This window comes from Azospirillum oryzae, from assembly GCF_900177515.1.
Taxonomy (GTDB): domain Bacteria; phylum Pseudomonadota; class Alphaproteobacteria; order Azospirillales; family Azospirillaceae; genus Azospirillum; species Azospirillum oryzae_A.
In genome coordinates, this window is record NZ_FXAK01000010.1 from 1 (window position 1) to 25,217 (window position 25,217).

The 25,217-nt window shown below is 66.1% G+C and carries 31 protein-coding genes; 4 read left to right on the forward strand and 27 right to left on the reverse strand.

What is annotated here, in order from left to right; translation table 11 throughout:
* Positions 1 to 204 precede the first annotated feature (204 nt).
* The 13 genes from B9N97_RS31765 to B9N97_RS35825 form a co-directional block, all read right to left on the reverse strand.
* Positions 205 to 390, reverse strand: coding sequence for a hypothetical protein (locus B9N97_RS31765; protein WP_085091837.1), 186 nt, complete (start codon positions 388 to 390; stop codon positions 205 to 207).
* A gap of 23 nt (positions 391 to 413) precedes the next feature.
* Positions 414 to 1,202: a hypothetical protein gene (locus tag B9N97_RS31770; protein ID WP_085091838.1), complete on the reverse strand. Its 789-nt coding sequence runs from the start codon at positions 1,200 to 1,202 to the stop codon at positions 414 to 416.
* A gap of 121 nt (positions 1,203 to 1,323) precedes the next feature.
* The gene (locus tag B9N97_RS31775; RefSeq protein ID WP_085091839.1) at positions 1,324 to 2,478 is read right to left on the reverse strand and encodes a phage tail tube protein; all 1,155 of its coding nucleotides are present in this window, start codon (positions 2,476 to 2,478) and stop codon (positions 1,324 to 1,326) included.
* 12 nt (positions 2,479 to 2,490) lie between these two features.
* Positions 2,491 to 2,694, reverse strand: coding sequence for a hypothetical protein (locus B9N97_RS31780; protein WP_085091840.1), 204 nt, complete (start codon positions 2,692 to 2,694; stop codon positions 2,491 to 2,493).
* 23 nt (positions 2,695 to 2,717) lie between these two features.
* Entirely contained in the window at positions 2,718 to 3,191 is a 474-nt protein-coding gene (locus B9N97_RS31785) for a hypothetical protein (RefSeq protein ID WP_085091841.1), read from the reverse strand.
* Positions 3,191 to 3,502, reverse strand: a complete 312-nt coding sequence (locus tag B9N97_RS31790) for a head-tail joining protein (protein WP_085091842.1) — start codon at positions 3,500 to 3,502, stop codon at positions 3,191 to 3,193. The genes B9N97_RS31785 and B9N97_RS31790 overlap by 1 nt, the downstream gene beginning before the upstream one ends.
* Before the next feature lie 2 nt (positions 3,503 to 3,504).
* The gene (locus tag B9N97_RS31795) at positions 3,505 to 3,834 is read right to left on the reverse strand and encodes a DUF2190 family protein (protein WP_085091843.1); all 330 of its coding nucleotides are present in this window, start codon (positions 3,832 to 3,834) and stop codon (positions 3,505 to 3,507) included.
* 70 nt (positions 3,835 to 3,904) lie between these two features.
* Positions 3,905 to 5,824: a prohead protease/major capsid protein fusion protein gene (locus tag B9N97_RS31800; protein WP_085091844.1), complete on the reverse strand. Its 1,920-nt coding sequence runs from the start codon at positions 5,822 to 5,824 to the stop codon at positions 3,905 to 3,907.
* Complete coding sequence (locus tag B9N97_RS31805) at positions 5,817 to 7,304, reverse strand: phage portal protein (protein WP_085091845.1); 1,488 nt, start codon at positions 7,302 to 7,304, stop codon at positions 5,817 to 5,819. Before B9N97_RS31805 ends, B9N97_RS31800 begins: the two co-directional genes overlap by 8 nt.
* A 3-nt stretch (positions 7,305 to 7,307) precedes the next feature.
* Positions 7,308 to 7,523, reverse strand: a complete 216-nt coding sequence (locus B9N97_RS31810; RefSeq protein WP_085091846.1) for a phage head-tail joining protein — start codon at positions 7,521 to 7,523, stop codon at positions 7,308 to 7,310.
* Between the two features lie 3 nt (positions 7,524 to 7,526).
* Complete coding sequence (locus tag B9N97_RS31815) at positions 7,527 to 9,482, reverse strand: phage terminase large subunit family protein (protein ID WP_167393462.1); 1,956 nt, start codon at positions 9,480 to 9,482, stop codon at positions 7,527 to 7,529.
* Entirely contained in the window at positions 9,469 to 9,966 is a 498-nt protein-coding gene (locus B9N97_RS31820) for a hypothetical protein (protein ID WP_085091848.1), read from the reverse strand. Before B9N97_RS31820 ends, B9N97_RS31815 begins: the two co-directional genes overlap by 14 nt.
* 269 nt (positions 9,967 to 10,235) lie before the next feature.
* Entirely contained in the window at positions 10,236 to 10,394 is a 159-nt protein-coding gene (locus tag B9N97_RS35825) for a hypothetical protein (RefSeq protein ID WP_167393463.1), read from the reverse strand.
* Between the two features lie 292 nt (positions 10,395 to 10,686).
* Here B9N97_RS35825 and istA point away from each other — a divergent pair, with 292 nt between their 5' ends.
* Both istA and istB read left to right on the forward strand, forming a co-directional pair.
* On the forward strand, positions 10,687 to 12,207 hold the full coding sequence (istA, locus tag B9N97_RS31825) for an IS21 family transposase (protein ID WP_085084042.1): 1,521 nt from the start codon (positions 10,687 to 10,689) through the stop codon (positions 12,205 to 12,207).
* Entirely contained in the window at positions 12,194 to 12,925 is a 732-nt protein-coding gene (gene istB, locus B9N97_RS31830; protein WP_085084044.1) for an IS21-like element helper ATPase IstB, read from the forward strand. Before istA ends, istB begins: the two co-directional genes overlap by 14 nt.
* 221 nt (positions 12,926 to 13,146) lie before the next feature.
* Here istB and B9N97_RS31835 read toward each other — a convergent pair whose 3' ends face one another.
* The gene (locus B9N97_RS31835; RefSeq protein WP_085091849.1) at positions 13,147 to 13,344 is read right to left on the reverse strand and encodes a hypothetical protein; all 198 of its coding nucleotides are present in this window, start codon (positions 13,342 to 13,344) and stop codon (positions 13,147 to 13,149) included.
* 9 nt (positions 13,345 to 13,353) lie between these two features.
* Positions 13,354 to 14,001 (reverse strand): DUF6441 family protein, encoded by a 648-nt coding sequence (locus B9N97_RS31840; RefSeq protein ID WP_085091850.1) that lies wholly within the window; start codon positions 13,999 to 14,001, stop codon positions 13,354 to 13,356.
* A gap of 157 nt (positions 14,002 to 14,158) precedes the next feature.
* Between B9N97_RS31840 and B9N97_RS31845 the strand changes: the two genes are divergently transcribed.
* Complete coding sequence (locus B9N97_RS31845; RefSeq protein ID WP_085091851.1) at positions 14,159 to 14,374, forward strand: hypothetical protein; 216 nt, start codon at positions 14,159 to 14,161, stop codon at positions 14,372 to 14,374.
* A gap of 73 nt (positions 14,375 to 14,447) precedes the next feature.
* Here B9N97_RS31845 and B9N97_RS31850 read toward each other — a convergent pair whose 3' ends face one another.
* The 12 genes from B9N97_RS31850 to B9N97_RS31905 form a co-directional block, all read right to left on the reverse strand.
* Positions 14,448 to 14,771 (reverse strand): hypothetical protein, encoded by a 324-nt coding sequence (locus B9N97_RS31850; RefSeq protein ID WP_085091852.1) that lies wholly within the window; start codon positions 14,769 to 14,771, stop codon positions 14,448 to 14,450.
* A gap of 226 nt (positions 14,772 to 14,997) precedes the next feature.
* Positions 14,998 to 15,993 carry a hypothetical protein gene (locus tag B9N97_RS31855; RefSeq protein WP_143266964.1) on the reverse strand — a complete coding sequence of 332 codons (996 nt, stop codon included), beginning with the start codon at positions 15,991 to 15,993 and terminating at the stop codon, positions 14,998 to 15,000.
* Positions 15,990 to 16,316: a hypothetical protein gene (locus B9N97_RS31860; protein ID WP_085091854.1), complete on the reverse strand. Its 327-nt coding sequence runs from the start codon at positions 16,314 to 16,316 to the stop codon at positions 15,990 to 15,992. Before B9N97_RS31860 ends, B9N97_RS31855 begins: the two co-directional genes overlap by 4 nt.
* 9 nt (positions 16,317 to 16,325) lie before the next feature.
* Entirely contained in the window at positions 16,326 to 18,146 is a 1,821-nt protein-coding gene (locus B9N97_RS31865) for a DnaB-like helicase C-terminal domain-containing protein (protein WP_208621353.1), read from the reverse strand.
* Entirely contained in the window at positions 18,107 to 19,087 is a 981-nt protein-coding gene (locus B9N97_RS31870; RefSeq protein WP_085091856.1) for a hypothetical protein, read from the reverse strand. The genes B9N97_RS31865 and B9N97_RS31870 overlap by 40 nt, the downstream gene beginning before the upstream one ends.
* Position 19,088: 1 nt before the next feature.
* On the reverse strand, positions 19,089 to 19,289 hold the full coding sequence (locus B9N97_RS31875) for a hypothetical protein (protein WP_085091857.1): 201 nt from the start codon (positions 19,287 to 19,289) through the stop codon (positions 19,089 to 19,091).
* Positions 19,289 to 19,699 (reverse strand): hypothetical protein, encoded by a 411-nt coding sequence (locus tag B9N97_RS31880; protein WP_085091858.1) that lies wholly within the window; start codon positions 19,697 to 19,699, stop codon positions 19,289 to 19,291. The genes B9N97_RS31875 and B9N97_RS31880 overlap by 1 nt, the downstream gene beginning before the upstream one ends.
* Positions 19,696 to 20,553 (reverse strand): hypothetical protein, encoded by an 858-nt coding sequence (locus B9N97_RS31885; RefSeq protein WP_085091859.1) that lies wholly within the window; start codon positions 20,551 to 20,553, stop codon positions 19,696 to 19,698. The genes B9N97_RS31880 and B9N97_RS31885 overlap by 4 nt, the downstream gene beginning before the upstream one ends.
* Complete coding sequence (locus tag B9N97_RS31890; RefSeq protein WP_085091860.1) at positions 20,550 to 21,560, reverse strand: hypothetical protein; 1,011 nt, start codon at positions 21,558 to 21,560, stop codon at positions 20,550 to 20,552. Before B9N97_RS31890 ends, B9N97_RS31885 begins: the two co-directional genes overlap by 4 nt.
* Positions 21,561 to 21,572: 12 nt before the next feature.
* Positions 21,573 to 22,493, reverse strand: coding sequence for a KilA-N domain-containing protein (locus B9N97_RS31895; protein ID WP_143266965.1), 921 nt, complete (start codon positions 22,491 to 22,493; stop codon positions 21,573 to 21,575).
* A gap of 146 nt (positions 22,494 to 22,639) precedes the next feature.
* Entirely contained in the window at positions 22,640 to 22,885 is a 246-nt protein-coding gene (locus B9N97_RS31900) for a hypothetical protein (protein ID WP_085091862.1), read from the reverse strand.
* 364 nt (positions 22,886 to 23,249) lie between these two features.
* On the reverse strand, positions 23,250 to 24,650 hold the full coding sequence (locus B9N97_RS31905; RefSeq protein WP_085091863.1) for a nucleobase:cation symporter-2 family protein: 1,401 nt from the start codon (positions 24,648 to 24,650) through the stop codon (positions 23,250 to 23,252).
* A 228-nt stretch (positions 24,651 to 24,878) separates the two neighbouring features.
* On the opposite strand from B9N97_RS31905, the gene B9N97_RS31910 reads away from it, so the two are divergent.
* A complete protein-coding gene (locus tag B9N97_RS31910; protein ID WP_085091864.1) occupies positions 24,879 to 25,217 on the forward strand; it encodes an acyl carrier protein in 339 nt (112 codons plus the stop codon).

Here is a 25,217-nt window from a genome sequence, read left to right on the forward strand (position 1 = left end):
GCTGGTCGATTTGCTGCGTCACCGCCTCAAGGTCGCGCTTCGCCTGCGCGACGTCGGCCTCTACAGCAAAGCGAGCGGTGACGTTGCGGCCAGCCATGGGCATGCTCCGGTTTCGATGGGAAAGGCGGTTTTGACCCAGGTCAAAACCAGGACGTAGCTACGTGCGTACGTAGGCCGCCGGCATGGGGGCCGGCGGCCTTCGCATCAGCGTTCCATTGCGAGGAGTTCGGCTTCAGCCCCGCTCATGATCTCGAAAGCGTCGAGCATGATCGCGGCTTGGTCGCCGTAGCCGCCGGACTCCGGAAGGTGCCCGGTGGCGGGGATGATGCCGGCGGCCATGCCGCCGATGCGTCCGGGATGGGGTCGGTAGGCGCGCCAGTAGCGCACCATTTCCAAATCCCCGTCGGACAGGTTCAGGCGGGGGTTGCGGTCGTACCGTTCGCCGAAGATTTCCCACGCCGAACCGTCGGGCGCTTCTTCTTCGCCGTCGGGGAAAGCGTCCGGCTGGAGGCTGACCGCGACGGCGATACGGAGTTTTTTTCCATGGCCTTGGTCGGCTGCATCAGGTTCAGGATTTTGAACCCCACCGCCCGCATCTCGTTTTCGTCCAGATGGCCAAGCGTCTCGTCCGTGGTGAGATTGCCCCGGCGGACGAACGGCGCATCGTTGCCGGCGGCGTCCTTCACGCCCTCCCACCCCATCAGGAAGTGACGGCAGGCGATGAAGGGGGCGACCGACAGGTAATATTCAAAGTCGCCCTCCACCCCGGCATAGCGTCCGCCAAGCCCGCGGGCGATGCGGGCGATTTCCGTATAGCGGTCGCGCAACTCCGGGTCCGCGTCGGCCGGCTTGCCGACCGCCTCCACGGCGTCGATGATCTCCAGCGCTTCCGCCAGATTGTCGGGGGAAATGGCCTCGATATCGGCACGCAGAGCGGCATAGAGCGCCTTGTCGCCGGCATAGGTGGCGCCGGTGGCCAGCAGGTCGCGGCGGAACGCGGCGCGCTGGAGGTGGCTTGCAACAGCGAGACGAAAGACCGGCTGCGGCGTCGCGTCGATCTCGGCTTGGACAAGATCAATCGTCGCCTGAAGTTCGCCCTTCGCCTTGGCGCCCTGCGCATTTGCATGGAGGTCGCGCAGATGGTTTAGGAAGTCCAGCCGCGGAGTGAAGGGGACGACGTCCTTGGACGAAATGGGGAGCATGAAAGGGTTCCTCTGCCGGGAAGGGGGCGGGTGGCGCCGGCAACACCACCCGCGACAGGCGCACGAATGCGCCCCGTCGGCCGTCGCCGACTGGTTGCCCGGTTGCCGCCGGGGTCTCAGGTCAGAAAATGCAGATGAAGCCGCCCGCGTCCTGACCGGTGCAGGCGAACTGATGGGTAAGGGTCATCAGCCCGTTGCGGTCGCCCGGCTGCAGGTTGGTGTACTGCGCCGCCGGGAGGGTCAGGCCGATCCGGTTCCCCGCCACCGCGCCATAGCTGGCGTGGACGATCTGCGCCGTACCGGAGCGGAACGCGGCCATGCTGTCGCGCGTGGCGACCAGCACCTCCAGCGGATCACACGAACCCGTCATGTTGCGGGCGGTGATGATGGAGGGGTCGTAGCCTTCGGCCGCGTTCGGGTTGTCCGGGTTGGTCAGGCTGTTGCCGAACTCCACCGACAGCGAGGACATGGCCGACGCCACGCGGTTGACCAACGCCTTGCCGCCTTTCCAGATCGGCGGGCGGGTGGCGTCGTAGACAAGCCCGGTCGGCATGCTTGCGTCTTCCTTCGACACGAACATGCCGGTGAAGGTGAAGCTGAACCGGCCGGCGTTGCCGCTGGTCAGCCGCATGGTGGCGTTGCCGCGGGCGCCCACCACCTTGTAGAGCAACCCGTCCATGTAGAGGTACAGGGTCAGCGATGGGATGGAGGTGGAGGCGGGCCGATACAGCACGTTCACCGGAACCTGATAGCTTGTTCCGGTCGACAGGGCCGTCCCGAACTGGTCAGCCAGGGTGGCCACCTTGCCGGCGGTGTAGTCGGCCACGAAGGACGTGGCACCGGCCGCCGGGTTGCCGGTCAGCAGCAGGGGCATCCCGCGATAGGTCTGCGCCGTCCCGCTGGCGCCGGCCCCCAGCGTCAGGCTGGTGGCGGTGCCGGCGGTGGCGGCTTCAGCCGATCCGGGAACGGCGGTGCTGGTGATGGTCTCGGCCCAGCCGGAGGCCTTCAGCAGCTTGCCCCATTCCGGGGCGGTGCCGGGGGCGCCGGACCCCTTCAGGTAGACGTCACAGGTGATCTGTACCGTCATGCCGCCGGTGATCGGGCCGCGCCCGTCCAGGCTGCCGGTCGCCTCGTTGGTCTGGACGATGTTGGGGTTGAAGCTGATTTGCGGGTTTTCGACCAGCACGGCATCGGTGCCGGCAACCGGAGAGGCGTCGACGCCTTCCGTGGTCTCGATCTTCGCCAGCAGGGCGGCGTTACGGGGGCGCAGTGCCATGGTGGCAGCTCCTTACTGGTCGGCCGACGGGGCGGCCCCGGCGGGTGCATCGCTGGCGGGGCGGCGGGACTTGGCGACAGGCGCCGCGGCGGTTTCGGGCGCTTCAGCGGCCTTGCGCGCGGCCTCCGTCAGGTTGATGAGTTCGCCCGCGCGAAGCTCAAAGGTGTGGGCAGGCGTCGGCACCGCCGCCGCCGCCCGGTGGGACGGGATCGTCATGGGATGGTCTCCAGGTTGAAGGGTCAGGGGGCGAAGGCGTAGGGGTCGCCCGGCCGGGTCCAATACTCGACGTCATAGGCGGCGAAGACGTCGCCAACCCCGCCGATGCCATCGCCGTCGGCCGCGCTCTGGTCCGCATCGGCAAGGGTCACGTCCACCGCGACGCCCCCAAGCGTCGGATCGGCTTCGACGGCGCGTTGCAGGGCAGCCCACATATCGGCAAGGGCTTGGTCCAGCCCTTCGTCGGTGTCTGCCTTCAGCACGGCGGTGACGGTGATCCGCTCCAGGTTGCGGGTCACCGCGGCGCTGGTCTGTTCGGAAGCGCCGGGGGCCGACCGCATCAGCAGGGCCGGCAACTGGTCCGCCTCGTCGTCATCGGACAGCGGCTTGCGGCGCGCCCGATAGACCTTGATCGTGCCGGGGACGTTCTCCGCCGCGACGGTGCCGAGCATCGTCGCGAATGCGGACAAGACCTGTTCACGGACGGAGGTGGGCATCAGCGCAACTCCAGGCGCCAGAGAAGCCGATCAGCATCCGGCCGGCTCGCCTTCTGGATCGTGTAGGTTTTCCCGCCGATGGCGAGGGTTCCCGCCTCCTTCATCACCGGGACTTCCGAAACCCGCACCTCTGCAATCCGGCTAGGCGTGGTCACCTCTGCGTCGTTTCCCCTCCAATCCGTATCAGGCTGGCGGAAGACGGCGCGGCAGGGGGTGGACGCGCCACCGGGGCCGGGGGCGGTATAGGTGGCGTCCGACGCCATGTTCGGATCAGCGAACAGGACGCCGAACATGGCGTCGAAGACGCTCACGGTCAGACCGTGCCGTTGAGGCGGACGGTGCCGGTGGCGGACGGGTTGGCGGCGGCCTCCAGGGCGCAGCCGATCAGCGTGTTGCTGGTCGCCGTGGTGGTGACCACCTTGTTGGTGTCGTCCCAATAGACCTTGGCGCCGACGGTCCAGGCCTGCGCGCTGGTCTTGGCGAGGGTATAGACGCCGCAGGTCGTGATATCGACGCTGGCGCCGCTGGCGGCGTCCATGGTGGCGACGCCGAACAGGGAGCCGACCAGACAGCCGGCGCCGCTGGCCACGTCGTAGGGGGCGGCAACGGTCACCGTCTTGCCGGGCTGAATGAAAGTCTTCATCGCGTGATCTCCAGAAACGGCAAGGGCGCCACAATGGGCGCCCTCATGCCGTCGTTATCGGGGTGGTGGATCAGTTGCCGGCGTTGCGGTAGGCGCCGCGGTAGTCGACCGCGCCGCAGCCGAAGTCCAGGGTGACGCGCAGCGATACGCCGTCGGTCCGGAAACCCTCTTCGGTCACGAAACGGGGGCCGGGGTTGCCCGCCAGATAGCCGTAGATGAACACTTCGGCGACCGACGGGTCAGCGAACAGCCACCAAGCGTTGCCGGTGATGTTGGCGTCAGCCACGGTGGACAGGCGGCCCGAGAACGGGTTGACGTTGCCGGCCTGCTGCGGCTGGATCGCCGCAATGAGCTGTTCGGCCTCCGTCTCCTTGTCCGGACCGCAGACGATCATGGACGGGGTGATGTTCAGCTTCAGCCCGTCGATGCTGGTCTGTTTGCGCATTGCGGCGCGGCCATCGCTCACGGTCGAAACGCCGATGGCGCCACCCGACGCAGCAAGGTTGCCGTGGCCCGAGTGGAACACCGCCTTGTTGTCCGACAGGGTCGGGCCGGCGCCGCTGTTCTTCAGCATCATGGCGTAGAAGGTGGCGTTCTCGAAGTCAGCCACACGGCGCGACGCCATGTTGATGAGGTCGTTGAAGGCGCCCAGGTCATCGTTGATGAACACCCGGCGGCTGATGTTGACGATGCGTCCATAGCTGGACAGCGTGACGGTTTCCCGGCCCTCCGAAACGGTGCCGTCCTTGATTTCACCCGTCTCGCCATACTCCAGCAGCGGCGGGAAGTCGCCGGCCTGGAGGAACTTGGTCGGCTTGAAGTCGTTGAAATCGCGGCGGCGGGCGATGCTGCGATAGGTCGGGGTCGCGGCCTGATAGGTGCGCAGCAGCACCTTGTTGGCGGCGGCCTCCAGCAGCAGCGGGAAATCCGACGTGCTGTGCATCGCACGACGCATGATCTCGTCCGGATTGCGGGAGCGGATGCCGCACAGGTCGGCCGCCATCTCCAGCATGCTCGCGCCCATGTAGCCGCGCGCCCGCTCGTTCTCCGGGGCCGTGTAGGTGGCGCGGGCGACGATGGCGTCAGCCATGGCCGAACGGACCGCTTCCGGGTCGTCATGGGACATGCCGATGCGGATAGAGGACGACGGGGACTGTTCCGACCGGGCGGCAAGCGCGGTCAGGGCCGCGGCGTTGACCGCTTCAGCCGTGGACCCGCCGTCCACATGGGTGCGGACGAAATCGGTCCCCAGCGCGTGACGCTGCGCCACGTCGTTGACATGGGCGATGCGGGCGCGTTCGGCCGCGATGGCGGCATTCAGAGCGGCGGCATCGGTGGCGCGGGTGTTGCTGGCGGGCATCTCGTGGCCCGGCTCGTGCTGGACGGTGTCCGGCATGTTGGCACTCTCCTTGTTGGCGGGCGACGCCCGGTTGATGATCTGGCAGGGGGTGGTTGACGGTTCGGCGGAGCGGGTGCCGGCGCCGGCATCGGCACCGATGGGAACCAGGGACAGCTCCATCGGCACCCAGTCGATGGCGCGGTAGGTCGGCAGCTTGCCGTCTTCGCGCGTCACCTCGAACTTGCGGACGACATAGCCGGCGGAGACGTTGCGGATGATCCCGCTGCGGATGTCCCGCCAGAAGGGTTCGACGTCCGGCCGGTCGGAAAAGCGCACCGTTGCCGTGCCGCTGGTCCCATCGACCGCCGCGCGCTCGACCACGCCCATGACCTGACTGAGGTCGTACTTGCCGTGGTTGTTGAGGACGGGCGCGCCGCTGTTGAGGCGGGTCAGGTCGCAGTGCGCCGGATCGAGCGACAGCTCCTCCAGGTAGCGCTCCCCGGTCATGGGGTTGATGCGCGGAACCGCGGCGCCCGTCGACCAGACCAGCTCGATGGTGCGCGCGGCTTCGTCCACCGTCTGGACAGCCGCCGCGCGCGTCTGCATCGGCATGTCCATGGTCTGGCCGCCGGGGGTCAGGCTGTCAGGCATTCTGCGGATCTCCTTGCTGCGCCTGCTGCGTCCCGCCGGCCTTGGTCACCTTGCGGGGATCGGTGTCGAGGGTGACGCCCGCGTCGTCCATGGCGGCGTTGATGCGGGCGATGTCGGCGAGCTGCTGTTTCGGATCGAAGCCCCACAGCGCGACGAACTGCTCCCAGGTCAGCCGGCCGGTGCGGACCGCGAGAATGTCGGCCTGCATGTCCTTGACGGGGTCGATGGGTTCATGGGCCGGCGTCGCCCACTCGACCGGGTAGTCCCCGGCCGGAAGCGCGCCAGAGAGGGTCGCCGTCTCGATGAAGCGCCGCCACACCGGCGCGCAGAACATCGGGATCAGCATCTGCCACTGCGCCTGCTCGACCAGCCGGCGGAACTCCACCTTGCCGGCGCGCAGGCTGGAATAATTGGCCTGCCGCAGATCGCCGGTCATCTGGTCGTAGGTGACGCCCGTCCCGACCGCCATCGCCATCAGGGTGTGCAGGGTGAAGGGGTCGAAGGACGGCGACGCCGTCGGGTTCAGGAACTGCACGCTTTCACCGGGCTTCAGGTACGGGACCATGCCCGGCTCCATCCCCTCCACCCGCCGGCCGTTCTCCGTCCCGCTGGTGATGCCGATGGGGTTTTGCCCGCCGTCATCGGCGGACGTCACCACCATCCCGATACAGGCCTCCATCCGCGCCCGGACGATGGCGGCTTCGTGGAAGTCGTCCAGGTCGCGCGCCTTCAGCAGCACCGGGGCGAACCACGGCACGCCGCGAACCTGACCGGACCGCAGCTTGCGATAGACGTGCATCACCTCCGATGCCGGCACCAGGGCGCTGGTCAAGCCTTCCGCCGTGACGCTGTAAGGGTCGCCGGGGTGGGTGCGGAACAGCCAATAGCCGGTGCGCCGGTCCAGCGCGTCGAACTCCACACCCTGGATCGTGCGGCGCCCGGTCAACGTGCTGTCGCGGGAGGAGTCGAGAAAGTCGCCCTCCAGGACCTGGACCTGATAGGGCACCGGCAATCCGTCTTCCGGCCGGCGGTTGCGGTGGCGTGGGAGCGCTTCGCCACCCTCCACCACCGTCCGCACGATGAGGGTCTGAAGACCGGCAAAGTCCAACTGCCCTTCGGCGTCGCATTGCTCCGACCAGCGCCGGAACAGCGTGTTGACGCGCTTGTCCAGGCCTTCATCCCCGGTTCGGCTCAACGGCATGATGCCAGTTCCGACCACGTTCGCAGCCCAAATGTCCGCAACGCGGGCGGCATAGGGGTTGTTGCGCACCAGATCGCGGGAGCGGGCGCGCAGCCGGGCAAGGGCGGGTCCGATTTCTGCGTTCGCCGACGTGCCGCTGGTGTTCCAACCGTCCGTCCGCCGGCCGGTGGTGGCTCCGTCATAGCTGCGCCGCATCATCTCCATGGCGACGCGCGCACGCGCACGCTTGGCACCGGACTCCGGGGCAATCCAGCCGATGGCCTTGTCCAGAATGTTCATGCTCTAGCCCCGCGAAAACTTGGTGACGCTGGTCCGGGAGACGGGCTGCGCCGGATGGAGCGGGTTCGGTGCGCCGATTACCTTCGCCGTGACGGCGATTGCCGTCTCCAGATCGCGCATGGAGCGGTAGTCCACTCGCTTGCCGTCGATGGTGACGCTGGTCGTGCCGGCGGCCCATGCTTCGACCAGGGTGTTAAGGTGCGTCTGCGTCAGTGCCATGCTTTACCGCCTTCCCCATCCGCCACCGCGCCCGCCAAGCCAGCCGCCACCGGATGGGCGCCGCTCGTCCGGTCGGGACTGTTCCTGCCCGGCCGACGGCTCCGGCGCCGGTATCTCTGTCGCTTTTGCCCGCGGCTGCTCGGCCTTCACCGCCACCGCAAGCGCCTTCCGCAACTCCGCCCAGCGCGCGGCGGTCCAGCGCTCCAGCCCCATGGCCACGGTGCAGGCGCGGGCATATTTCCAGCCGTCCAGCGCCTCCGTGGCGTGAACCTGTTTCCATTCGCCCCGGCCCTCGATCCACTGGTCGCCGACAAGCTGTTTGCACACCTCTTCGGTGGCCAGCCCGTTGAGGTGGACATAGCCGGCCGGAAACCCGGCACCGTCGGCCGCCTCTTCGTCGGTGGGAGGCTGCAGGCTCAGCTTGCCGTAAAGCTCCAGGGTCAGGACGTGGCCACCGATCATGCCGAGCTGCAGGCCACGCTTGCGCCGCTTCCCGTTCGGGCTGGCCTCTCGCACGCTGGACCATGCGAAGGACGGAGCGCCTATCGTGCTGGCGCCCTTCACGGGGATGACCAAGCCCGGATGGCGCTTCGCCCACGCTTCAACCTGCGTGGTGGCAAAGCCCGTGTCGGCCCCGACCTTCGACAAGCGCAGATCGACGCCCGACGGATGCCTCCATGTGCCGTGGATGACGCGGGATGCCTCGTCCCACACCGCTGCGTCGTAGGGGTTGCCGGGGATCACGACGTGATCGACCAGCCAACATTGGAAGTCCTGCCCCCATGCCCACACGAACAGCTCAAGGCGACCGGGGCTTTTCTGAACGTCGAGACCGGCGGTCAACACCAGCCCGCCGGCCGGCACGCCCTGATAGTCCTCCCGGCGGTCATAGAGGACGCGCCATTGTGGCGCCTCTCCCTTCACCTCGTAGGTCTCGGCCAACACCTGATTGACGAAGACGCGGAGCTTGTTCGGGTCCTTCCTCGCCCGGACGAACTCCTTGGCGATCTCCAGCCACGCGGCGCCGGGAAACTGACTGTAGGCGGCCCAAATGTGGAAGGACCGATGCGGCCAGTTCTGCGGCGCATGCGCCCGCCACTCGCCCCGCTCGTCCATATCCGCCTTGTGATCCTCCTCGATCACGCAGCCGTTGACGCAGACGTACCAAGCCTTGGTCGGCGCGTCCTTCGGCTCAAAGTGGATGCCGGCGCCGGTGCCGTTGCCGAACACAAGGATCTGCATCTCGCCACAGTGCGGACAGGGGACATACCGGTATTCCTGCGTCCCCTGCTCAAACAGCGCGTCGATCTTGGAATGCCCCTTGATCGTCGGGGTGGAGCCTGCCGCCTTCAGCGGGTCGTCCGATGTCAGGCAGCGCTTGAAGGCCAACTCCACTTGGTCGCCTTCGACACCGGCAGTCGGCGGATAGCCGTCCGGCTCCTCCAAGATGACCTTGTCGGCGGTGATGCGGCGGAACTCCTTCGGGCTGTTGGCCCCCTTGATCTTGATCCAGCCGCCGGGGAAGCGCTTCGACCGGATGGTGTTGCTGCTGTTCCGCGTCTTGGTGGAGAACAGGCGCCGCACCGCCGGCCACAGGATCAGCTTGGCGACGTCGTCCTTGGCGAAGTCCTCGGCATCGTCGATGGTCGGCTGATAGACCAGAACCCGGCTGGGCAGCTGGTCGGCGCAATAGGCGATGTAGTTCTTGACGATCTGGCTGTAGCCGATGCGGCTCGACTTCTTCGCCGTGATCTGCCGCACGCCCGGCTCGGTGAAGGCGTCCATCATGCCGACCTGGAAGGGGAACGGGCGGTAGCGCGTGCCGTCCTCCAACCGGGCATTCTTGAGCGACCAGTCCGACAGCGTCATCCGCCGGCGGGGCTTCAGCGCCAGCAGCCACCGGGCGACATGCTCGGCCAGCAGAGCGCCGCGGACGCGGACGCCGTCATTCGTCTGCATCGTCGTCCCCGTCATCGTCCCCGCCGCCCATCTCTTCGACGATCCGGGCCGCGCTCAATTCGTCCAGCGCATCCTCCAGCGCATCGGCGATGCGGTCTTTCAGCCGACTGTCGGTCTTGGCGACCTTGGCCGGGATGCGCAGCAGCTTCGCCTTGACCATCTCGATGACCGACAGCACCGCGGCGGTGTAATCGGCGACCGGCACCAGCTCGCCCCGCTTTTCCGCGTTGCGCATCGCGTAGTGGTCGGCCTGCTCCTTCGCCAGCCGGGCTTTCTCCGCGACGAGGTCGAGGCCTTCCGCTTCGGCCTCGTCCGAGGTCCGGCCGGCGGCGCGCTCCCGAAGGTGGCGGATGTAGGCCACCCGGCAGGCGTCGATGTCCATCTGACTGCGCGCGTCAGCGTTGAAAACGCCCCGCGCCTTGAGGTCGCGGACGGAACGGTCGGTCAGATCGAGGTGTTCGGCGACTTCCTTCTGAGTTGCCATAGCCACACCCCACCCACACGCCAAAGGGGAAGCGGAACCCCCTTATGGAATTTTCATACCTGGACGATGATCGGACTTGTCCCACCCTCTATAGGGGGGCCACCCGGAAGGACCCACGACACCCCCCCTACCCCTGCCCCGCCGTGAGATGGCCCCATCCTGCCCGTCAGGCGGCTCGCGGCTGGCCTCTGGCGCATCGGACGTGCGATGAGCGGCACGCGGGAGGACGCATCAGCGGGCGCCCTATGGACTGGCCCTCTATGGGAGGGTCAGTCTCCCTTGGTCCCTTCGGTAGGGGTCCGGACGATGGGGCGGACTGCCCGGCGGTGGACCCGGCCGGGCGGGAACATCCGGTCGACCAGCAGCAGGTCGCCGTAGACCAGTGCCAGCACCGCCATGGCCGCACCCCACGCCTTCGCCCGCTCCATGGTCACCACCCCACTATGACCAGCCCGGAGGCGATCACGGCCACAGCGGTGAGGATGCCGGCGGCGTAGCCGGTGGCGAACCCAATGGTGAAGCTGCCCCCATCGGGGAGGGGGCGATCAGTCGTCCCCTGCGTCGGGATGGAAGGCGTGGCCAAGGCGTCCACCGCGGCGATGGTTGTGCATCGGCCTGCAACACTGGGCCAGTTTCAGGGGTGATCGGCGTCCAATAACCAGCCACCCCTGATCTGGCAGACTACCACCCTGGGTTTGGACGACAGGGTGGCGGACAGGGATGTTGACGGTGGAGACGATCGCACGGATACGACGCGAGCACGCGAAGGGGAAAAGCATCCGGGCCATTGCCCGGTCGCTGAAGGTGTCGCGGGAGACGGTGACGAAATACCTGCGCTCGGGCGAGACGGCGCCGCGCTACGAGCGCCAGCACCAGCCGCTTCCGAAGTTGTCCGGGTTCCAGGAGGAGCTGGAACGGCTGATCACGGAGAACGAGCGGCGGCCAGCCCGCGACCGGCTCGACTACCTGGGGCTCTTCGGACGGCTGAAGGATGCCGGGTTCCAGGGCGGCTACGACACGGTGCGGCGCTACATCAAGCGCTTCAAGCAGCGCCAGCCGCCGAGTGGGCCGGTGAACGCCTACGTTCCGCTCACCTTTGCCCCGGCCGAGGCGTACCAGTTCGACTGGGCGGAAGAGTGGATCATCCTGGACGGCGTGACGACCAAGGTGCAGGTGGCCCATGCCCGCCTGTGCCACAGCCGCATGCCGTTTGTGGCGGTCTACCCGCGCCAGACCCAGGAGATGGTGTTCGACGCCCACGCCCGTGCCGCGGCCTTCTACGGCGGCCTGTGCGAGCGCGGCATCTACGACAACATGAAGACGGCGGTGGACGCCGTATTTGTCGGCAAAGAGCGCCGCTTCAACCGCCGCTTCGCCCAGATGTGCTCGCATTACCTGGTCGAGCCGGTGGCCTGCACCCCGGCTTCGGGCTGGGAAAAGGGCCAGGTCGAGAACCAGGTCGGCACCTTGCGCCAGCGGCTGTTCACGCCGCGGCTGCGGGCCAAGACGCTGGAAGAGGTGAACGAACGCCTGCACGACGAGGTGATCGTCTGGGCCCAACAGACGCCGCATCCAGAGGATAGGAGCCGGACGGTGTGGGAGGTGTTCCAGGCGGAGCGGCCGGCGCTGATCACCGTGAGCGATCCTTTCGACGGCTTCCACGAGGCCACGCTCAGCGTCTCGAAAACCTGCCTGATCCACTTTGACCGCAACCGCTACAGCGTGGCCGCGATCGCCGCCGGCAAGCCGGTGCAGGTCCGCGCCTACGCGACACGGATCGTGGTGTGGTTCAACGGCGCGATCGTCGCCGAGCACCCACGAGCTTTCGGGCACGGCCACACGCGGTACAATCCGCTGCACTACCTGCCGGTTCTCGTCCGCAAGCCGGGGGCGCTGCGCAACGGGGCGCCGTTCCGGGACTGGGATTTGCCGCCAGCCCTGGCGACGGTGCGGACCCGCCTGGGCCGCGGCGACGACGCTGACCGGCAGTTCGTTGGCGTGCTCGCCGCCATCCTCACCGATGGCCTGGAGGCGGTGGAGGTCGCCTGCCGCGAGGCACTGGCGAGCGGTACGCACAGCCGGGACGTGATCCTGAACATCCTCGCCCGGCGCCACGACGTCACACCGGCACCGGCCATGGCGGTGCCGACGGCGTTGACGCTGTCCATTGAGCCGGCCGCCGACTGCGGGCGCTACGACCGCCTGCGCGCGGTGCGGGAGGGCTGCCATGGAACGGCATGAGCTGATGGCGATGATGGCCGAGCTCAGCCTGGCCGGCATGCGTGCCGCCTACGACGAGGTAATGAGCGATGGACTGAAGCGGCAGCGCACCGTCCAGCAGATCCTGGGCGACCTGCTGGCGGCGGAGCGGGCGGAGAAGCAGGCGCGCTCGATCCGCTACCAACTCGGCGCCGCCAAGCTGCCTCTGGCCAAGACGCTGGCCGAGTTCGACTTCACCGCCAGTCCCCTCAACGAGGGGCTGGTGCGCGACCTGCACGATGGCGGCTTTCTGGAAACCCAGCGCAACGCCGTGTTCATCGGGGGAACCGGGACCGGCAAGACGCACATGTGCATCGCCATCACGGCCAACTGCGTGCGCCGCGGCGCCCGTGCCCGGTTCTTCAACGTCATCGACCTGGTGAACCGGTTGGAGGCCGAAGCCCGGACCGGGCAGGCGGGCAAGCTCGCTGACCAGTTGACCCGCGTTGATCTCGTGGTGCTGGACGAACTCGGCTACCTGCCGTTCTCCCAGAGTGGCGGCCAACTGCTGTTCCACGCGCTCAGCCAGTTGTACTCGCGGACCTCGGTGTTGATCACCACCAACTTGAGCTTCGCTGAATGGCCGACGGTGTTCGCTGGCGACGCCAAGATGACCACCGCTTTGCTCGACCGGCTGACGCATCACTGCGACATCCTGGAAACCGGCAACGAGAGCTGGCGGTTCAAGAACCGCTCCTGATCCAAAGCCTTCCCCCTATCCGTTGCCCAGGGGGGCCCACAGGCCCCTCCCACGCGCGCCGCTGCGTCAGCCATAAGGGCACTCCGCGGCGCGCGCGGGACCCTCCCGTGGACTCCCTGGACAACAGGTTCTGCAACCGCAAGCGTGGCTGGAAATTGCAAGCCGATGCCGGCTGGAATTTGGAAGCCGATTGACAGCGATGGTCGACCGCATGGAGCGGGTCATTTGTCATCCCACCGTTTGCGGGCGGCCTCAGCCACGTTCCTGTTGAGGACGCGAGCGGTGCGCAGGAAGACCTGACCACGGGGCACGGTCACCGAGCCGGCAGTTTCGAGCGCAGCAAAGACGGCGCCGTTGATATCGCCGATCCACACCTTGTCATCGACGTCCACTTCTACGATCACCTGAACACGCTTCATGTCGCCCCCTCACTCGGCTTTCAGCGCATCGGCGATCATGGTGGGGAAGCGGGTCTCCCACTGCCGGATGACGGCGTCCAGGTCCAGGCGCTTGCGGATCGTCGCTTCCTTCACCAGGACGAACATCAGCGTCAACTTGGCCTCTCTGCCCTGTGCGATGCGCCCGGCCGTGGCCTTGCGCACACCGCCGGACTTGCCGGCAACCACGTCAGCGAACAGCAGGACGGACTTGCCGGCGGCGATGGAGCGGAGCGGGCCGAACCGCTCGGCGACTTGGTCCGGGGTGAGGTAGCGACCGCGGTTACCCTTGGGGCAGTTCTTGGTTGGGATGGCCAGCCAGCCCCGCTTGGAACGGATCGTCGCGCCCTGTGCGAAAGCGTCGATGACGCCCTCCCACTTCGCGGCCGATGCAGCCTTGCCCCGGACGAACACCTCTGCGGCAGGGTGGAAGCTGTAGTTGCCGCCCCCAGGATAGCCGGCATGGCCCAGCGCCCGCCCCAGCTTGCCGAGACCGGCATTCGCCATGGCGGTCCGCATCTCGTCACGCATGGTGGACGCGGCATGTTCCGTGACGTCGGTCAGCCGACGGGCGGTCGACTCCGTCCACTCGTTGAAGGCGTCCTCCAGGCTGCCGGTGATGGTGACGCTGGCACGCATAGCGATTTGCTTCCTTAAACGCTTCGGGCGCGCCCTCTGGTAGCAGGACCCGCATTTCCACAACGAAACAATTGACCCATATCATCAGGCCGTTCCGCCTAGTCCTTTAGGCTTACCCAAGCGCAGCCTTGAGACCCCAGCTGACAGGGAAGTTGCCATGACCGTGACGGTGATTTTTCAGCAGCCAGAAAACCCCTACATGCTCGGCCGGCTTCCAATGCCCGACTACGATACCGCCGCTTGCTACATCATGGGCAGCCTGTCAGGACGCAGTCAGTCGAGCGCTATCATCGAGGACGCAAGCGGGCATCGCTCGATGCAGCCTCACATCCGGATGCACTACGATCGCCTTATGGCGAGGCATCGCTATTAGTGTATTGGCCCTCTCCACCACCCCGATCATGCGCTCTAGAACCTCGGACGGAATGCTCAGCAGGTCCATGGGATCAGGCCGCCTGCTTGATAGTGGCCAGGGCCGCATTGACCATGACACGCATCTCTGCAACGGCGCCGCGCACCTCCGAAACGATCAACTCGTTCTGTTGGGCCATGGCGGCGATGCTGGCCGCCGTCTCCACCTGGGCTTGAGCCGTGCTCTTCAATGCCTCGACAACGATCTGCGCATCAGGTCCAGGCTGCGGCCGGCGTGCCCAAATCCACGTCACGACGATGGCGCCAAGGCAGAAGATAGCCGCGAGTTGCGCGGCGGGGCTTAAGCCAGCGATGGAATGGAGGGTGTCCCCAATGTCGGGGAGAGTGAGGCTGTCCATGGGCGGTCAGTCCTTCGAAGGGGGTTGGCGCCTAGTCGGACTGACCGGCGGCGGGATGGTGGAAGGGAGGCGCGCGGCGGAAACGGTGAGGGAGCCGCCCCGCCGCGCTGCACAACCTTGCCCGAGGGAAGGCACGAAAAAACCCCGCGCCGTTGGGACGGGGCGGGGTCATGATCGTGTGCGCGTGATACACACCCTCGCACAATAGCCGGGAAGTCGTATTCGGTCAAGCCCCCGGCGCACCCAAGGCGCGAAGGTGCTTGCGCGCCGCGTCGTACAGTTCATTCCAGGTATCGAACACCGCAACCCATGGGGCGCCATTTAGCGTGACCGAACGGACGATGATCCGCGCCTCTCCGTTTTGGTCGGGGCCGTCCCGATCTTCCCGATAGAGGAGTTCCCGCGGGATGCCGGCATGGAGGACGCGCCCGAACAGGACGTTGTCACCAAGACCGTAGGTGTCTGCGATGCGGTCCAGCCCCATCCGCAGCGCTGCCTTGTACCGGCGCATGACCGACCGGGCATGGCTTGCCGATAGCTCCGTGATCGCTCCGTCCCGGATCACGACATGCTCGATGACGGACCACGGGATGACGCCCTCGAATGCGGGGAGCTGCTGGACCGCATCGCGAGCGGCTTGGAAGCGGCGGGAGGCGGACACTGCGAAGTCTTCCCAGCACCGCCCGGCGTCCGGGCTGATGGAGCCAATCGGCGGGGCAGCATCGTCCCGCGACTCCTTCGCCCCGCTCATGACCTTGATGTCTTGCGCCAGGCGGTCGCCCGCTTCGTGCTGGCGCATCGTCAACAGCTTGCGTTGGTTCAGGGTGTCCAGGCTGGAGACGGCGCGGGCGCGCATCTGTCCGGCCCGCATCGTCCCCTCTTCCACGATCTCCCCACGGTCCCGCCGGAGCCGTTCCGGGGTTACCACACCCACCCGGCCGACCTGTTCGGCTTGGCGCGACCGCTCGGCCGTCTTCATCGACCGGGCGCGGTCTAGGAGGAGGTCCGTCACCAGATCGGTGACGTCCTCCAACTCCCCATCCTCTTCGGACTTCCGGAAGTGCCGGCGGATGACCTTCCCGTCCGCCAACCCGAGTTCGGCCGTCCAGTAATCCGGCAGATCGGTACGGCGCTTGGCCATGGCGTCGACGGTCAGCGTCACCGGAAGAACGAAGGCGACCGACGGGGCGGGCTTGTTGCTGATCATGCTGTTCGTCTTCACGCTGCCCACCTCCCAATCCCATCCCAGGCGTAGTTCAGCACAACGCCGCCCATGAAGCCGACGGTATCCTCCACCTCGTCACAGGCCGTGATCATCGCGCCCCAACCGCCGATGCCGTCCAGCCGCTCGCCAATGGCCTGGATTTCGCCCTTGAGCCTCATCTCGGTCGGGTCGTCGTGGATGCTCCCGCGGCCCGATGCCTCGAAGCGCTCCCGGTTCGCGCTCACGGCGCGGGTCAGCTTGATCAGTTCGGCCGTCAGCCGTTCGTGTTCCGTACCCTTTGGCGGGTAGCCCCCGCCGATCTGCGAAACCTCTTGGTTCATGGCAATTCCTCAGTAGATCGGGGAGTAGATGCCGGTGGGGATGTCGTATTCGAAGTCAGCGGCGCCGGGCCGGCCGAGTTCCTTGGACCGGACCTTGTGAACCTTCACCAGCGTGGAGCTTTTCGCGCCACGGGGCAGGATCGAGCGGTCACGCCAGACCGTGAAGCCGATGTCGGCCTTGTTGTTCCAATGGGCGCCACCGGAAATGTCGTAGAGACCGGGAACAGGCTCGGCAGTGCCTTCGCCGTTGGTCTGGAGTTTGGTCGGGTGGGCGACGATGAAAACGTCGACACCGTGGTTCTCCCCAAACCGCCGCAGCTTGCCCAGCACCTCGCTGATGTATTCGGTTTCCGTCTTGCCCGGCTGCCGGCGATGTTCGATCTCGTTGTACGGGTCGATGATCAGCGCCTTGATCCCGTGGCGCATGACCAGAACTCGCGACTTCTCGATGATCCAATCCACAGTCGGGGCGTCATCATCCGCCCGGATGAAATGGATGTGATGTCTCACCCACTCTCGCGCCGCCTCCAGTTCCATTTCATCCATCCTCAGCCGACGGTGATCATTATAGCAGAAAAACGGCTTTCCGATGATCTTTTCTGCAAACTTTGCAATGTGTCGAGGCGGAGCATTCTCGAACGAACAATATCCGACCTTCCATCCATAGGTCCGGGCATAGTTGACCATGAGCTGGTCGACAAACTCGCTTTTCCCGTGATTAGGGATGCCGGTGACGACGACCAGCAGGCCCGTTCCCGTCAACTTCATGAGCGGGTCCAGATTGTCGAAGCCGGTGGTCAGACCGACAGCACGCTCCCCGTTGTAGAGGGCCAGGACGTCATCCCAGAAATCTTCGGCCGTGTGGACGCCGCGGATCGGGTACGGCTGCGCCGACTCGATCATCAGACGCAGGGCGTCCGGCCCCAACTTCAGCAGGACGTCGTTGGCATCCTTGCAGCCTTCGGGATAGCGGACACGCCAGCAACGCTCCTTCCCCAGCCGGCGGGCCAACTCTTCCGCCAGATTGCCGCCCGGCCCGTCACCGTCGGTGGCGATGATGATCTTGCGCACCGACGCCAACCGGTCGGCCGCGTTCACCATCGCCTCGAACCGCCGGTCGGAGTCTCGCGTCGGATCGTCTTCGTCTTTCAGCTTCGCGGGCGCACCGTCAGGAAGGGTGGTGACGGAGCGATAGCCGCCCGTCATGCAGGCGAGGACGTCCATCTCGCCTTCCACCCAGATCAGCACGTCGTCGGCGATCTGGTCGAAGTTGTACAGCGCCCGCTCCGCGTCCTTGTCTTGCGCGAAGTTCTTCTCACGGTCGCGGTACTTGTTGTTCTCCAGTTCCCCGCCCCTCAGGTAGGGGAACACCACGCAAGGACGCTCCTCCCCAACCTGAGAGAAGAACTTCACGCCGCGGTACACGCCCATCTCCTCCACCACGTCGCGGGCGATCCCACGCCCGTCGAAGAAGCTCAGGAAAGCGTCGGGGCGCGGCGTCTCCACCGGCGGATCAGGGCGACGGATAGGCGCCTTCGGGGCAGGGCGGCGGAAGCTACCCACACCCGCGGCGCGCCGGCCGGGGATGTTGCCGGTCCATTCGCAGTGATGACACCGCCACACCGCCCCGCCATCGTCGTCCAGCTTCACCGACAGGCAGGGCTTGCCCTTGTTCGCCCCGTGGCGCTGGGCAGAGCACTGCGGGCAGGTCGTCGCATTGTCGCCGTGACGGAAGGCTCCGCCACGCTGGGGCCGGATGCCATGCCCGGCCAGTTCGTTCAGCAGATCGGTCATCGCAGATACGCCCAGCTTGTCGGTGTCTTGCGCCACGCCCCGCACATCGTGCCCACGGGGGCATCGTCCCATGGCGGCGGACGGTCCCGGTCGGTCCAGGCGCGCGGGTCGGTACGCCACGGCGCCTCATCCTGTGGACGCTGGTCCAGCAGGTCCCGCCAACGTTCCTGGTTCAGGAAGGTGAGCGCCTGCGCCACCCCGTCGGTGCGATCCTTCCCCAGCGCTCGGATGTTCCGACCATAGGCCTTGGCGCCGTTGATCATCGCTTCCGGGTCCACCCCCGCCTTGACCAGCCGGGCGAACTTGTCCTTTGCCGGCTTCTTCGGGTTCGACGCCGTGCCGCGTGACGGGTAAACCGACCAAAACTCTTCGAACCGATCATCCGCACGGGTCGCGTCGGCATCGCCGACCGACCGCTCAGAGATCTCTTCTCCCTTCCTATCCCTTCCTTTCCTATCAGGCGGGAATGGTCCGGGAACACTCTGGGAGTGGTCCGGGAGCGGTTCGGGAATAGCCCCGTCCTGTTCGCCGACAGCTTCGGGAATGCTCGTGGAAGACATCGGCACAGGGGCGGGAATGGTCGAGGATTGGACCGGGACCGTTCCGCCACAGAAAAGGGAATGGTCGGGGATCGCTCCGGGACTATCGGGCTGCGGATAGCGGAGCGGCTGCGGCTTGTCGATGCGCTGGTGCTGCTTCCAGCCGGTCACATAGAGGTACTGCTGGCCTTCGAAGGTGAACCGGCCGATCAGCCCTTGCACGATGGCCTCGTCCAGCCACGTACCGAGCAAGGCGAGCGTCACGTCTTCGTCAGACGGGTAAATCTCCGCCTTGATCTTGCGGAGTGAGGCGAGATGGACGCCGCCGTCGTCGCAGAACGGCCACAACAGGATGAAGGTCAACCGGGCGTCCCGCGACAGCGCCATGGTGTCATCGGAGGTGCAAAATTCAGGCTTCACGCTGCGGATGCGCGCCATGTCAGCGGCCCTCCAGTTGGCCGGCGACAGAGTCGAGGCGCCGGGCAATCTCACGCAGGCCGTCCAGATCGACAGCGCTTTCAGCGATGCAGTCCCGGATGTCGGCAGCCGCACCACGCACCCGTTCGGCAGCGGAGTGGTGCCGGATCATCCGGGGGCGGGGATGGACAGGAAGCCGTGTCACGTTGGTGGTCTCGGTCATCAGACGGCCTCCCCGTTTCGGTATGCACGCTCCAGGTCCGCATAACGGTGCGGCTCGCGGGCGACACGGCTGTCGGAATACGAGCGGTTCAGCCACCAGTAAATCCGGCGGGTCAGTTCCCGGTGGGCTATGTCGATCCCATCCGGCCCATCCGGATCTCGGTTCATCCGGGCAACCCGCCACCCATGCCAGTAGGAGCGGGAGCGGTTGGTGCCCGGCTCCAGGCCATTGGGATCGTTGAGGAAGTCCCGGCCGCCGGCTATCGCTTCGTCCGGGTCCAGCCGGTCAAGGTCGCACAGCATCGTCACCGGGACCTTCACGCCTCTGCGCCACAGGTTGTCGACGCCCTCCAGCGCCGGGAGGTAATTCTCCGGCGGCGCCGGATAGCGGCCTTCATGTTGCGTGGTCATTCCGCGGCCTCCCGCACCCGATGCGCGGCAAGCCGCTCCAAGCCCCGCTGACGCGCCTGGATGGTCCAGGGCTTCACACCGGGGGCGGAAGCTGCCAGCGACTCCAGCGCGCGTGTGGCGCCCACGATGGCGCCTTCGTCCAGCATCTCCACCTCGCCGCACATCACCGAGCCGACGAACGTGCCCAGCGCCACGTCCAGCCGCATGACGGCAGCGGCGATGCCGGTGTCAGGGTAGTGGGCGATCAGCTCCTCCAGTCCCCCGATCCGGTCGTAATCCGGGTAATCCGGCCGGGTGGCACTCGGGCCGTTGTGGCGCTGGTCGACCTGCTCCATCAGCGCCGACCATTCCCGATGCAAGCCGATCAGGTCATCCGATGCGGCGGCCAAAGCTTCCGCATCCGCCAGCGCCGATGCCAGCAGCCCAGACGCATAGCCGGACATGTCGCCGCCGTCCTCTACCTCGACGGTCAGCACGCGCAGCTTGGTGACGATGGCCTGGACGGTGCCGGACCTGTCGTCGGCAAGGGCATGGCCGAGTCGCCCGACGTCCTCACTGGCCGCGTTGACGGCGGCTTCAATCTCGGCAAGGCCGAGCCGCTGCCGGGCTTCGTTGTGCGCGACGATGGCACGCTCCAACCGGCCCTTCAGCCGCTCCTTCACCCTCGGCGAAAGCCGCCTGTCCCGGTCGATCTCTGCGGCCGAGAGGTAAACCGTGCCGCGCTTGCCATGCGAGACGAACGGCCAAGGCACCTCATGCCCGACCGCTTCGCCATGCGCGTCCAGCGCGTCGATACGCTCAATGAATGTGGCGCGGGCTTCGTGCCACTGCGCCCCTGTCTCGGTGATGGTCATGGGGTCGCTCCATTTTCAGGGAACAAGTCCCGCTGTCTCGGATCGGCCGGCGCAGTGGCGGCCTTGGGTTTCGTCTTGCGTGGTCGGCGGCTCGGTGGCGCGCCGACGGATGTTGCATGCGGGGCGTGCATCACCAGCCGCTCGAAGGCGTCGATGATCGACGGCACCGCATCGCAGACGTCGTGCGTGTTGTCGGCATCTCGGGCAAACTGAAGGCGGATGTGCAGGTCATCCATCGTGACGATGGGAAGCTCCGACTCGTAGAGCCGACGCACCCGCTCCCATCGGTAATGGGCCGGGAGGTCCAGCACCTCGTAAGCGCCATACGCTTCTTGGATCAGGTCTAGTTCGCGACTGCGCTGCTCCCAGGCCAGATGCTCGTCACGCGCCTCACGGATCGTGGAGGGCATGGGATAAGCGTTCTCGATTGCCAGCCGGCAGGGGGCGACCGGATGCTTGGTCGAGCCATATGGTTCCCACCCACCCATCCGCTTGTGCCATCGGCCGCTCTGGTGCGCGAACTCAGGATCGACTTCGACGTTCGCCCCCTCCAGCCAAGGCATTGCCGCTTCATGGAGAAGTTGCTCCCGCTCGTCCCGCGCCGCTGCGGCTTCAAAACAGCCATACCGGGCGATGATGGCCGCCCGTTCTGCCGCGTGCTTCTGGCGATCCCGCTCAAACCGCGCGTCGTTGGATGCCTTCCAACTCTCGTAATCCGCCTTGCTCCCCCACTTGTTGCCGCATGGGTCGACGTAGGGCGCAGGCTTCTTCTTTGCCGTCGGCTCGGCCCATTGCCGCATCAGGTCGTCGAATTCGGCATCGGTGAAGCTGGCAGAGTTGTCGGGCACAGCGGGTGTCCCCATCCGCTGGGCGACGTCGGTGAACGTCATCCCAGCGGTCTGGAGCATGCCACGCGCCTTCCGCAGCGCCGCCAGCGCCTCCCCATCGTGGTCGGAGCCGGCGAGCGCGAGAACCTTGGCAAATCTGTCAGTGTCCAAGGTGGGCATGCCGGCGCCCCCTCAGTGCTGTATGGTGGTGTCGGTGGACGGGGTGGCAGACATCGCCGCGACCAGAGCCGGGACGATGTCTGCCTTCCAACGCAGCCAGTTCACCGAGGAACCGTCACGATGCTTCTTGCCCGTGACGGTCCACTCCTTGAACGGGTCGCCCTTTTCGGTCGGAACCCAGGGTGTGGCCTTTGTTGCGCCCTTTTCCTGGAAGCCGTATCGCATCAGCAGGCTGTTGACCTTCTGCCCAGAAAGCACGGCACCGCCGGTCAATGATGCCAGTTCGGCCCCGATGTCCGACGGCGATAGATGCGGCGAGCCGGCAGGAGCGGACAAAGCCTTCACGCCAGCCGTTTCGAGAATGTCCTTGCCGGTATCGGCCACGGTCGCTCGATTGGCCGCCAACGCCGCTTCGCTGGCGCTGAACCCGATCATCTTCATGGTGCGCATGTAGTCGCGGAAGACCGCATTCGGGGATGGAAGGCGGGGCTTCGCTGCTTTAGGCGGCGGTTCGGTGTTCAGAGAAACTCCCGTCGCCGTCGCGTAGCCCTGCCTCTTGATGTCGTGTATCCACTCCGTCACCTGGACGGCGAAGGCTGGACTGCACCACTGCGCGAAATGGTAGCCGACTTGCGGATGCCCCCAGGTGCCGCCGCCACGGCCGGGACGTCCCGGCTTGGAGATGATCAAGCTGTCCCTCGGAATTCCGAGAGATAGGGACAACTCATCAAGAAAGGCAGCCGTGCCAGCATTTTCCATATAATGGGAGGGCTGCTTTCCTGTAGCCTTCCCCATCGCGGTCAGGTTCAGGTAGCCATCCGCCAAGCGTTGTCCGATTACCTTTCCGTTGAATTGACGGTCGATAACGGCAGGAATGGGTCCAGATGATTTCTGGACGTGCGGGGGCTCTGCGCCCATAAATGAGTCGCTCACGTTTTCAGTCCTTGGTGGGGTTGGGAATGGGGCTACCGCGCCCGCCGCGCCAACAGCGGGTGATGTGATCCGGTGGCGGTGTCGCCCTTAGCTGTGGAGATGCGCGCCACCGGGTGCATTCCGGTCTGGCGCATCGCTAAATCCGATCAGGCGGCCATGCCGGCAACTGCCGACGTCTCCGCCCGCCGCGCCCGCTCTGCGCGGGTTGCCTCCAGCCGACGATCCCTGAATTCGGCGTCAGCCTCTTCCGTGATGAAGTGCCGCCGGCCAACCATGATGGTCTCGGGCATCATCTCGGGCTTGTTTGCGAGATAGAACCGCGCCGTGGAATACGGGACGCTATTGGCGTCGCACCAGTCCTTCAGCGGGGTCATGGTCTTGCGTGCCTTCATAGGAACATCCTCTGCGGTAAGGCGCCGCGCTACCAACCGAAGCGGGGTAGCCAGTTAGCGCTTGCTGAAGATGATTTAGACGCAAGAAAGAGGGATGGGAAGTTGGCAAGGTACTTGGTGTCGGAAGACATCGAGGTGCTTGCACCTGTGAGAGTTGGCGTCTTCCACCAGATTGTAACGACCCCTGCTAGGTGCTGGCACCTCGGAGACCTATAATTCACTCAGCGTATATCAAGATCATCTTCAAGGTGCCAGCACCTTGAAGGGGCGCAGCCTAGATGGCGCCTCGCAGCCAAAGCTTGGGCGCAAGGCACGTATGCGACCTCCGCCGTTTGGCAGTTCGACAGAAGTTTGACGTATGCCCCTATTCAGGCGATGCAGCCAGAGCCGCGGAACGAAATTCTCCAGCATTTTCAACACCGTTGAAGTACCAGTTCAGCGCCACCGCCGTCAGGGTGCCGAGCAGGATGCCGCTGTGCAGCAGCGGCGACAGGAAGGCCGGCATCTGCGAGAAGAACTTGTCCGACACCAGCGGGATCAGCCCGACGCCGACGCTGACCGCCACGACGATCAGGTTCTCGCGCCGGTTGGCGAAATCGACCTGCGACAGGATCTTCACGCCGGTCGCCGCCACCATGCCGAACATCACCAGCCCGGCCCCGCCCAGCACGAAGGCCGGCACCGACGCCACCACATGGGCCAGCTTCGGCAGCAGCCCCAGCAGAAGCAGGATCAGCCCGCCCGCAGCGCAGACCCAGCGGCTGCGCACCCCCGTCACCCCAACCAGCCCAACATTCTGCGAGAAGGAGGTGTAGGGAAAGGTGTTGAAGACGCCGCCGATCAGCGTGCCCAGCCCGTCGGTGCGCAGGCCGCGGACCAGATCCTCCCGGCTCACCGGGCGGCCGACCATGTCGCCTACCGCCAGGAACATGCCGGTCGACTCGATCATCACCACGATCATCACCAGCGACATGGTCAGGATGGCGACCGGATCGAACACCGGCATCCCGAACTGGAACGGCTGCACCGCCGCCACCCAAGGCGCCTCCGCCAGCCCTTTGAAGTCGACCATGCCCAGCGCCATCGCCAGCGCCATGCCGGCCACCAGCCCAAGAAGAACCGCGACGTTGCGGACGAACCCGCGGCCATGCTTCATCAGCGCCAGGATCACCAGCAGCACGAAGGCCGCCACGCCCAGAAAGGCCGGATCGCCGAAACGCGGGTTGCCGACCCCGCCGCCGGCCCAGCCCACCCCGACCCGCATCAGCGAGATGCCGATGATGGCGATGACGCTGCCGGTCACCACCGGCGGGAACAGCGGCAGCAGACGGCCGACCAGCGGCGCCGCCAGGATGGCGAAGATGCCCGACCCGATCACCGCGCCATAGATCCCCAGCAGACCCAGCGACGGGTTGGTCGCCATCGCCACCATGGGACCTACGGCGGCGAAGGTGACGCCCATCATCACCGGCAGGCGGATGCCGAAGCGCCAGACCCCCACCGCCTGGATCAGCGTGACCACGCCGCAGGCGAACAGATCGGCGTTGATCAGCATGGCGATCTGATCCTTCGGCAGCTTCAGCGCCCCGCCGACGATCAGCGGCACCGCGATGGCCCCGGCATACATCACCAGCACATGCTGCAGCCCCAGCGCCAGCAGCCGCCAGGGCGGCAGGATCTCGTCGACGGGATGGACGTCAGGAGTGGTGGCGGCGCTTGTCATGGCGGAAGCCTTGCTGTCCGGTGAATCGGCTTCGTTCTGCATGGGGCGTGCCGCTCCGCCCCGCGGCGGATTCCAGTCCCGGGCCCGTCCGATCCTGCACAATGTCTGGGCACACTTCGGCGCCCCCTGCCCGCGGAGGTGGCAAATCCCACGCGGTTTTTTGCCGCGCCCGGCTGGAGACCCCGATGCTGACTGCTTTATTCTTTAACGATCGGTGCGTACAGTCGCTGTTGCCTACCCCTTTCGCGCAACCCAAAGCCGAGCGTCGCGATGAGCAAGTCGATCGAGGGTGTATCCAACTGGATGCACATGTTCCGCTGGATCGTGAAGCTGATCCGCGACGAATATGGGGTCGACGAGGCTCTGCTGACCCGCAATGCGACCCTGGAGACCGACATCCAGCTGTCGATCGATCAGGTCGAACAGGTTCTGGAATACATCTCCGAAAGCTTCGCCATCCGCTTTCCCGAAGGAACGCTGGACGAGCTGGTGAAGCTGGAGGAACTCTGCCTGCTGGCGAGCTGGATCAAGGGTTATTACAAGCGCCCCGAATTCATCTCCGACGCCTTCGAGGCCCGCTGCCGCAGCATCAACCAGATCGCAGCCTGA

What these genes read in the sequence shown, in the direction of transcription:
- B9N97_RS31850 (WP_085091852.1), bottom strand. Translation starts at nt 14,771, where the DNA reads ATGGACAGCCTCACTCTCCCCGACATTGGGGACACCCTCCATTCCATC.
- B9N97_RS31775 (WP_085091839.1), bottom strand. Translation starts at nt 2,478, where the DNA reads ATGGCACTGCGCCCCCGTAACGCCGCCCTGCTGGCGAAGATCGAGACC.
- B9N97_RS31800 (WP_085091844.1), bottom strand. Translation starts at nt 5,824, where the DNA reads ATGCCTGACAGCCTGACCCCCGGCGGCCAGACCATGGACATGCCGATG.
- B9N97_RS31885 (WP_085091859.1), bottom strand. Translation starts at nt 20,553, where the DNA reads ATGACCATCACCGAGACAGGGGCGCAGTGGCACGAAGCCCGCGCCACA.
- B9N97_RS31845 (WP_085091851.1), top strand. Translation starts at nt 14,159, where the DNA reads ATGACCGTGACGGTGATTTTTCAGCAGCCAGAAAACCCCTACATGCTC.
- B9N97_RS31860 (WP_085091854.1), bottom strand. Translation starts at nt 16,316, where the DNA reads ATGAACCAAGAGGTTTCGCAGATCGGCGGGGGCTACCCGCCAAAGGGT.
- istB (WP_085084044.1), top strand. Translation starts at nt 12,194, where the DNA reads ATGGAACGGCATGAGCTGATGGCGATGATGGCCGAGCTCAGCCTGGCC.
- istA (WP_085084042.1), top strand. Translation starts at nt 10,687, where the DNA reads ATGTTGACGGTGGAGACGATCGCACGGATACGACGCGAGCACGCGAAG.
- B9N97_RS35825 (WP_167393463.1), bottom strand. Translation starts at nt 10,394, where the DNA reads ATGGAGCGGGCGAAGGCGTGGGGTGCGGCCATGGCGGTGCTGGCACTG.
- B9N97_RS31890 (WP_085091860.1), bottom strand. Translation starts at nt 21,560, where the DNA reads ATGCCCACCTTGGACACTGACAGATTTGCCAAGGTTCTCGCGCTCGCC.
- B9N97_RS31870 (WP_085091856.1), bottom strand. Translation starts at nt 19,087, where the DNA reads ATGGCGCGCATCCGCAGCGTGAAGCCTGAATTTTGCACCTCCGATGAC.
- B9N97_RS31840 (WP_085091850.1), bottom strand. Translation starts at nt 14,001, where the DNA reads ATGCGTGCCAGCGTCACCATCACCGGCAGCCTGGAGGACGCCTTCAAC.
- B9N97_RS31765 (WP_085091837.1), bottom strand. Translation starts at nt 390, where the DNA reads ATGGTGCGCTACTGGCGCGCCTACCGACCCCATCCCGGACGCATCGGC.
- B9N97_RS31785 (WP_085091841.1), bottom strand. Translation starts at nt 3,191, where the DNA reads ATGCCCACCTCCGTCCGTGAACAGGTCTTGTCCGCATTCGCGACGATG.
- B9N97_RS31905 (WP_085091863.1), bottom strand. Translation starts at nt 24,650, where the DNA reads ATGCAGAACGAAGCCGATTCACCGGACAGCAAGGCTTCCGCCATGACA.
- B9N97_RS31795 (WP_085091843.1), bottom strand. Translation starts at nt 3,834, where the DNA reads ATGAAGACTTTCATTCAGCCCGGCAAGACGGTGACCGTTGCCGCCCCC.
- B9N97_RS31835 (WP_085091849.1), bottom strand. Translation starts at nt 13,344, where the DNA reads ATGAAGCGTGTTCAGGTGATCGTAGAAGTGGACGTCGATGACAAGGTG.
- B9N97_RS31820 (WP_085091848.1), bottom strand. Translation starts at nt 9,966, where the DNA reads ATGGCAACTCAGAAGGAAGTCGCCGAACACCTCGATCTGACCGACCGT.
- B9N97_RS31770 (WP_085091838.1), bottom strand. Translation starts at nt 1,202, where the DNA reads ATGCTCCCCATTTCGTCCAAGGACGTCGTCCCCTTCACTCCGCGGCTG.
- B9N97_RS31805 (WP_085091845.1), bottom strand. Translation starts at nt 7,304, where the DNA reads ATGAACATTCTGGACAAGGCCATCGGCTGGATTGCCCCGGAGTCCGGT.
- B9N97_RS31815 (WP_167393462.1), bottom strand. Translation starts at nt 9,482, where the DNA reads ATGCAGACGAATGACGGCGTCCGCGTCCGCGGCGCTCTGCTGGCCGAG.
- B9N97_RS31900 (WP_085091862.1), bottom strand. Translation starts at nt 22,885, where the DNA reads ATGAAGGCACGCAAGACCATGACCCCGCTGAAGGACTGGTGCGACGCC.
- B9N97_RS31880 (WP_085091858.1), bottom strand. Translation starts at nt 19,699, where the DNA reads ATGACCACGCAACATGAAGGCCGCTATCCGGCGCCGCCGGAGAATTAC.
- B9N97_RS31810 (WP_085091846.1), bottom strand. Translation starts at nt 7,523, where the DNA reads ATGGCACTGACGCAGACGCACCTTAACACCCTGGTCGAAGCATGGGCC.
- B9N97_RS31910 (WP_085091864.1), top strand. Translation starts at nt 24,879, where the DNA reads ATGAGCAAGTCGATCGAGGGTGTATCCAACTGGATGCACATGTTCCGC.
- B9N97_RS31875 (WP_085091857.1), bottom strand. Translation starts at nt 19,289, where the DNA reads ATGACCGAGACCACCAACGTGACACGGCTTCCTGTCCATCCCCGCCCC.
- B9N97_RS31780 (WP_085091840.1), bottom strand. Translation starts at nt 2,694, where the DNA reads ATGACGATCCCGTCCCACCGGGCGGCGGCGGCGGTGCCGACGCCTGCC.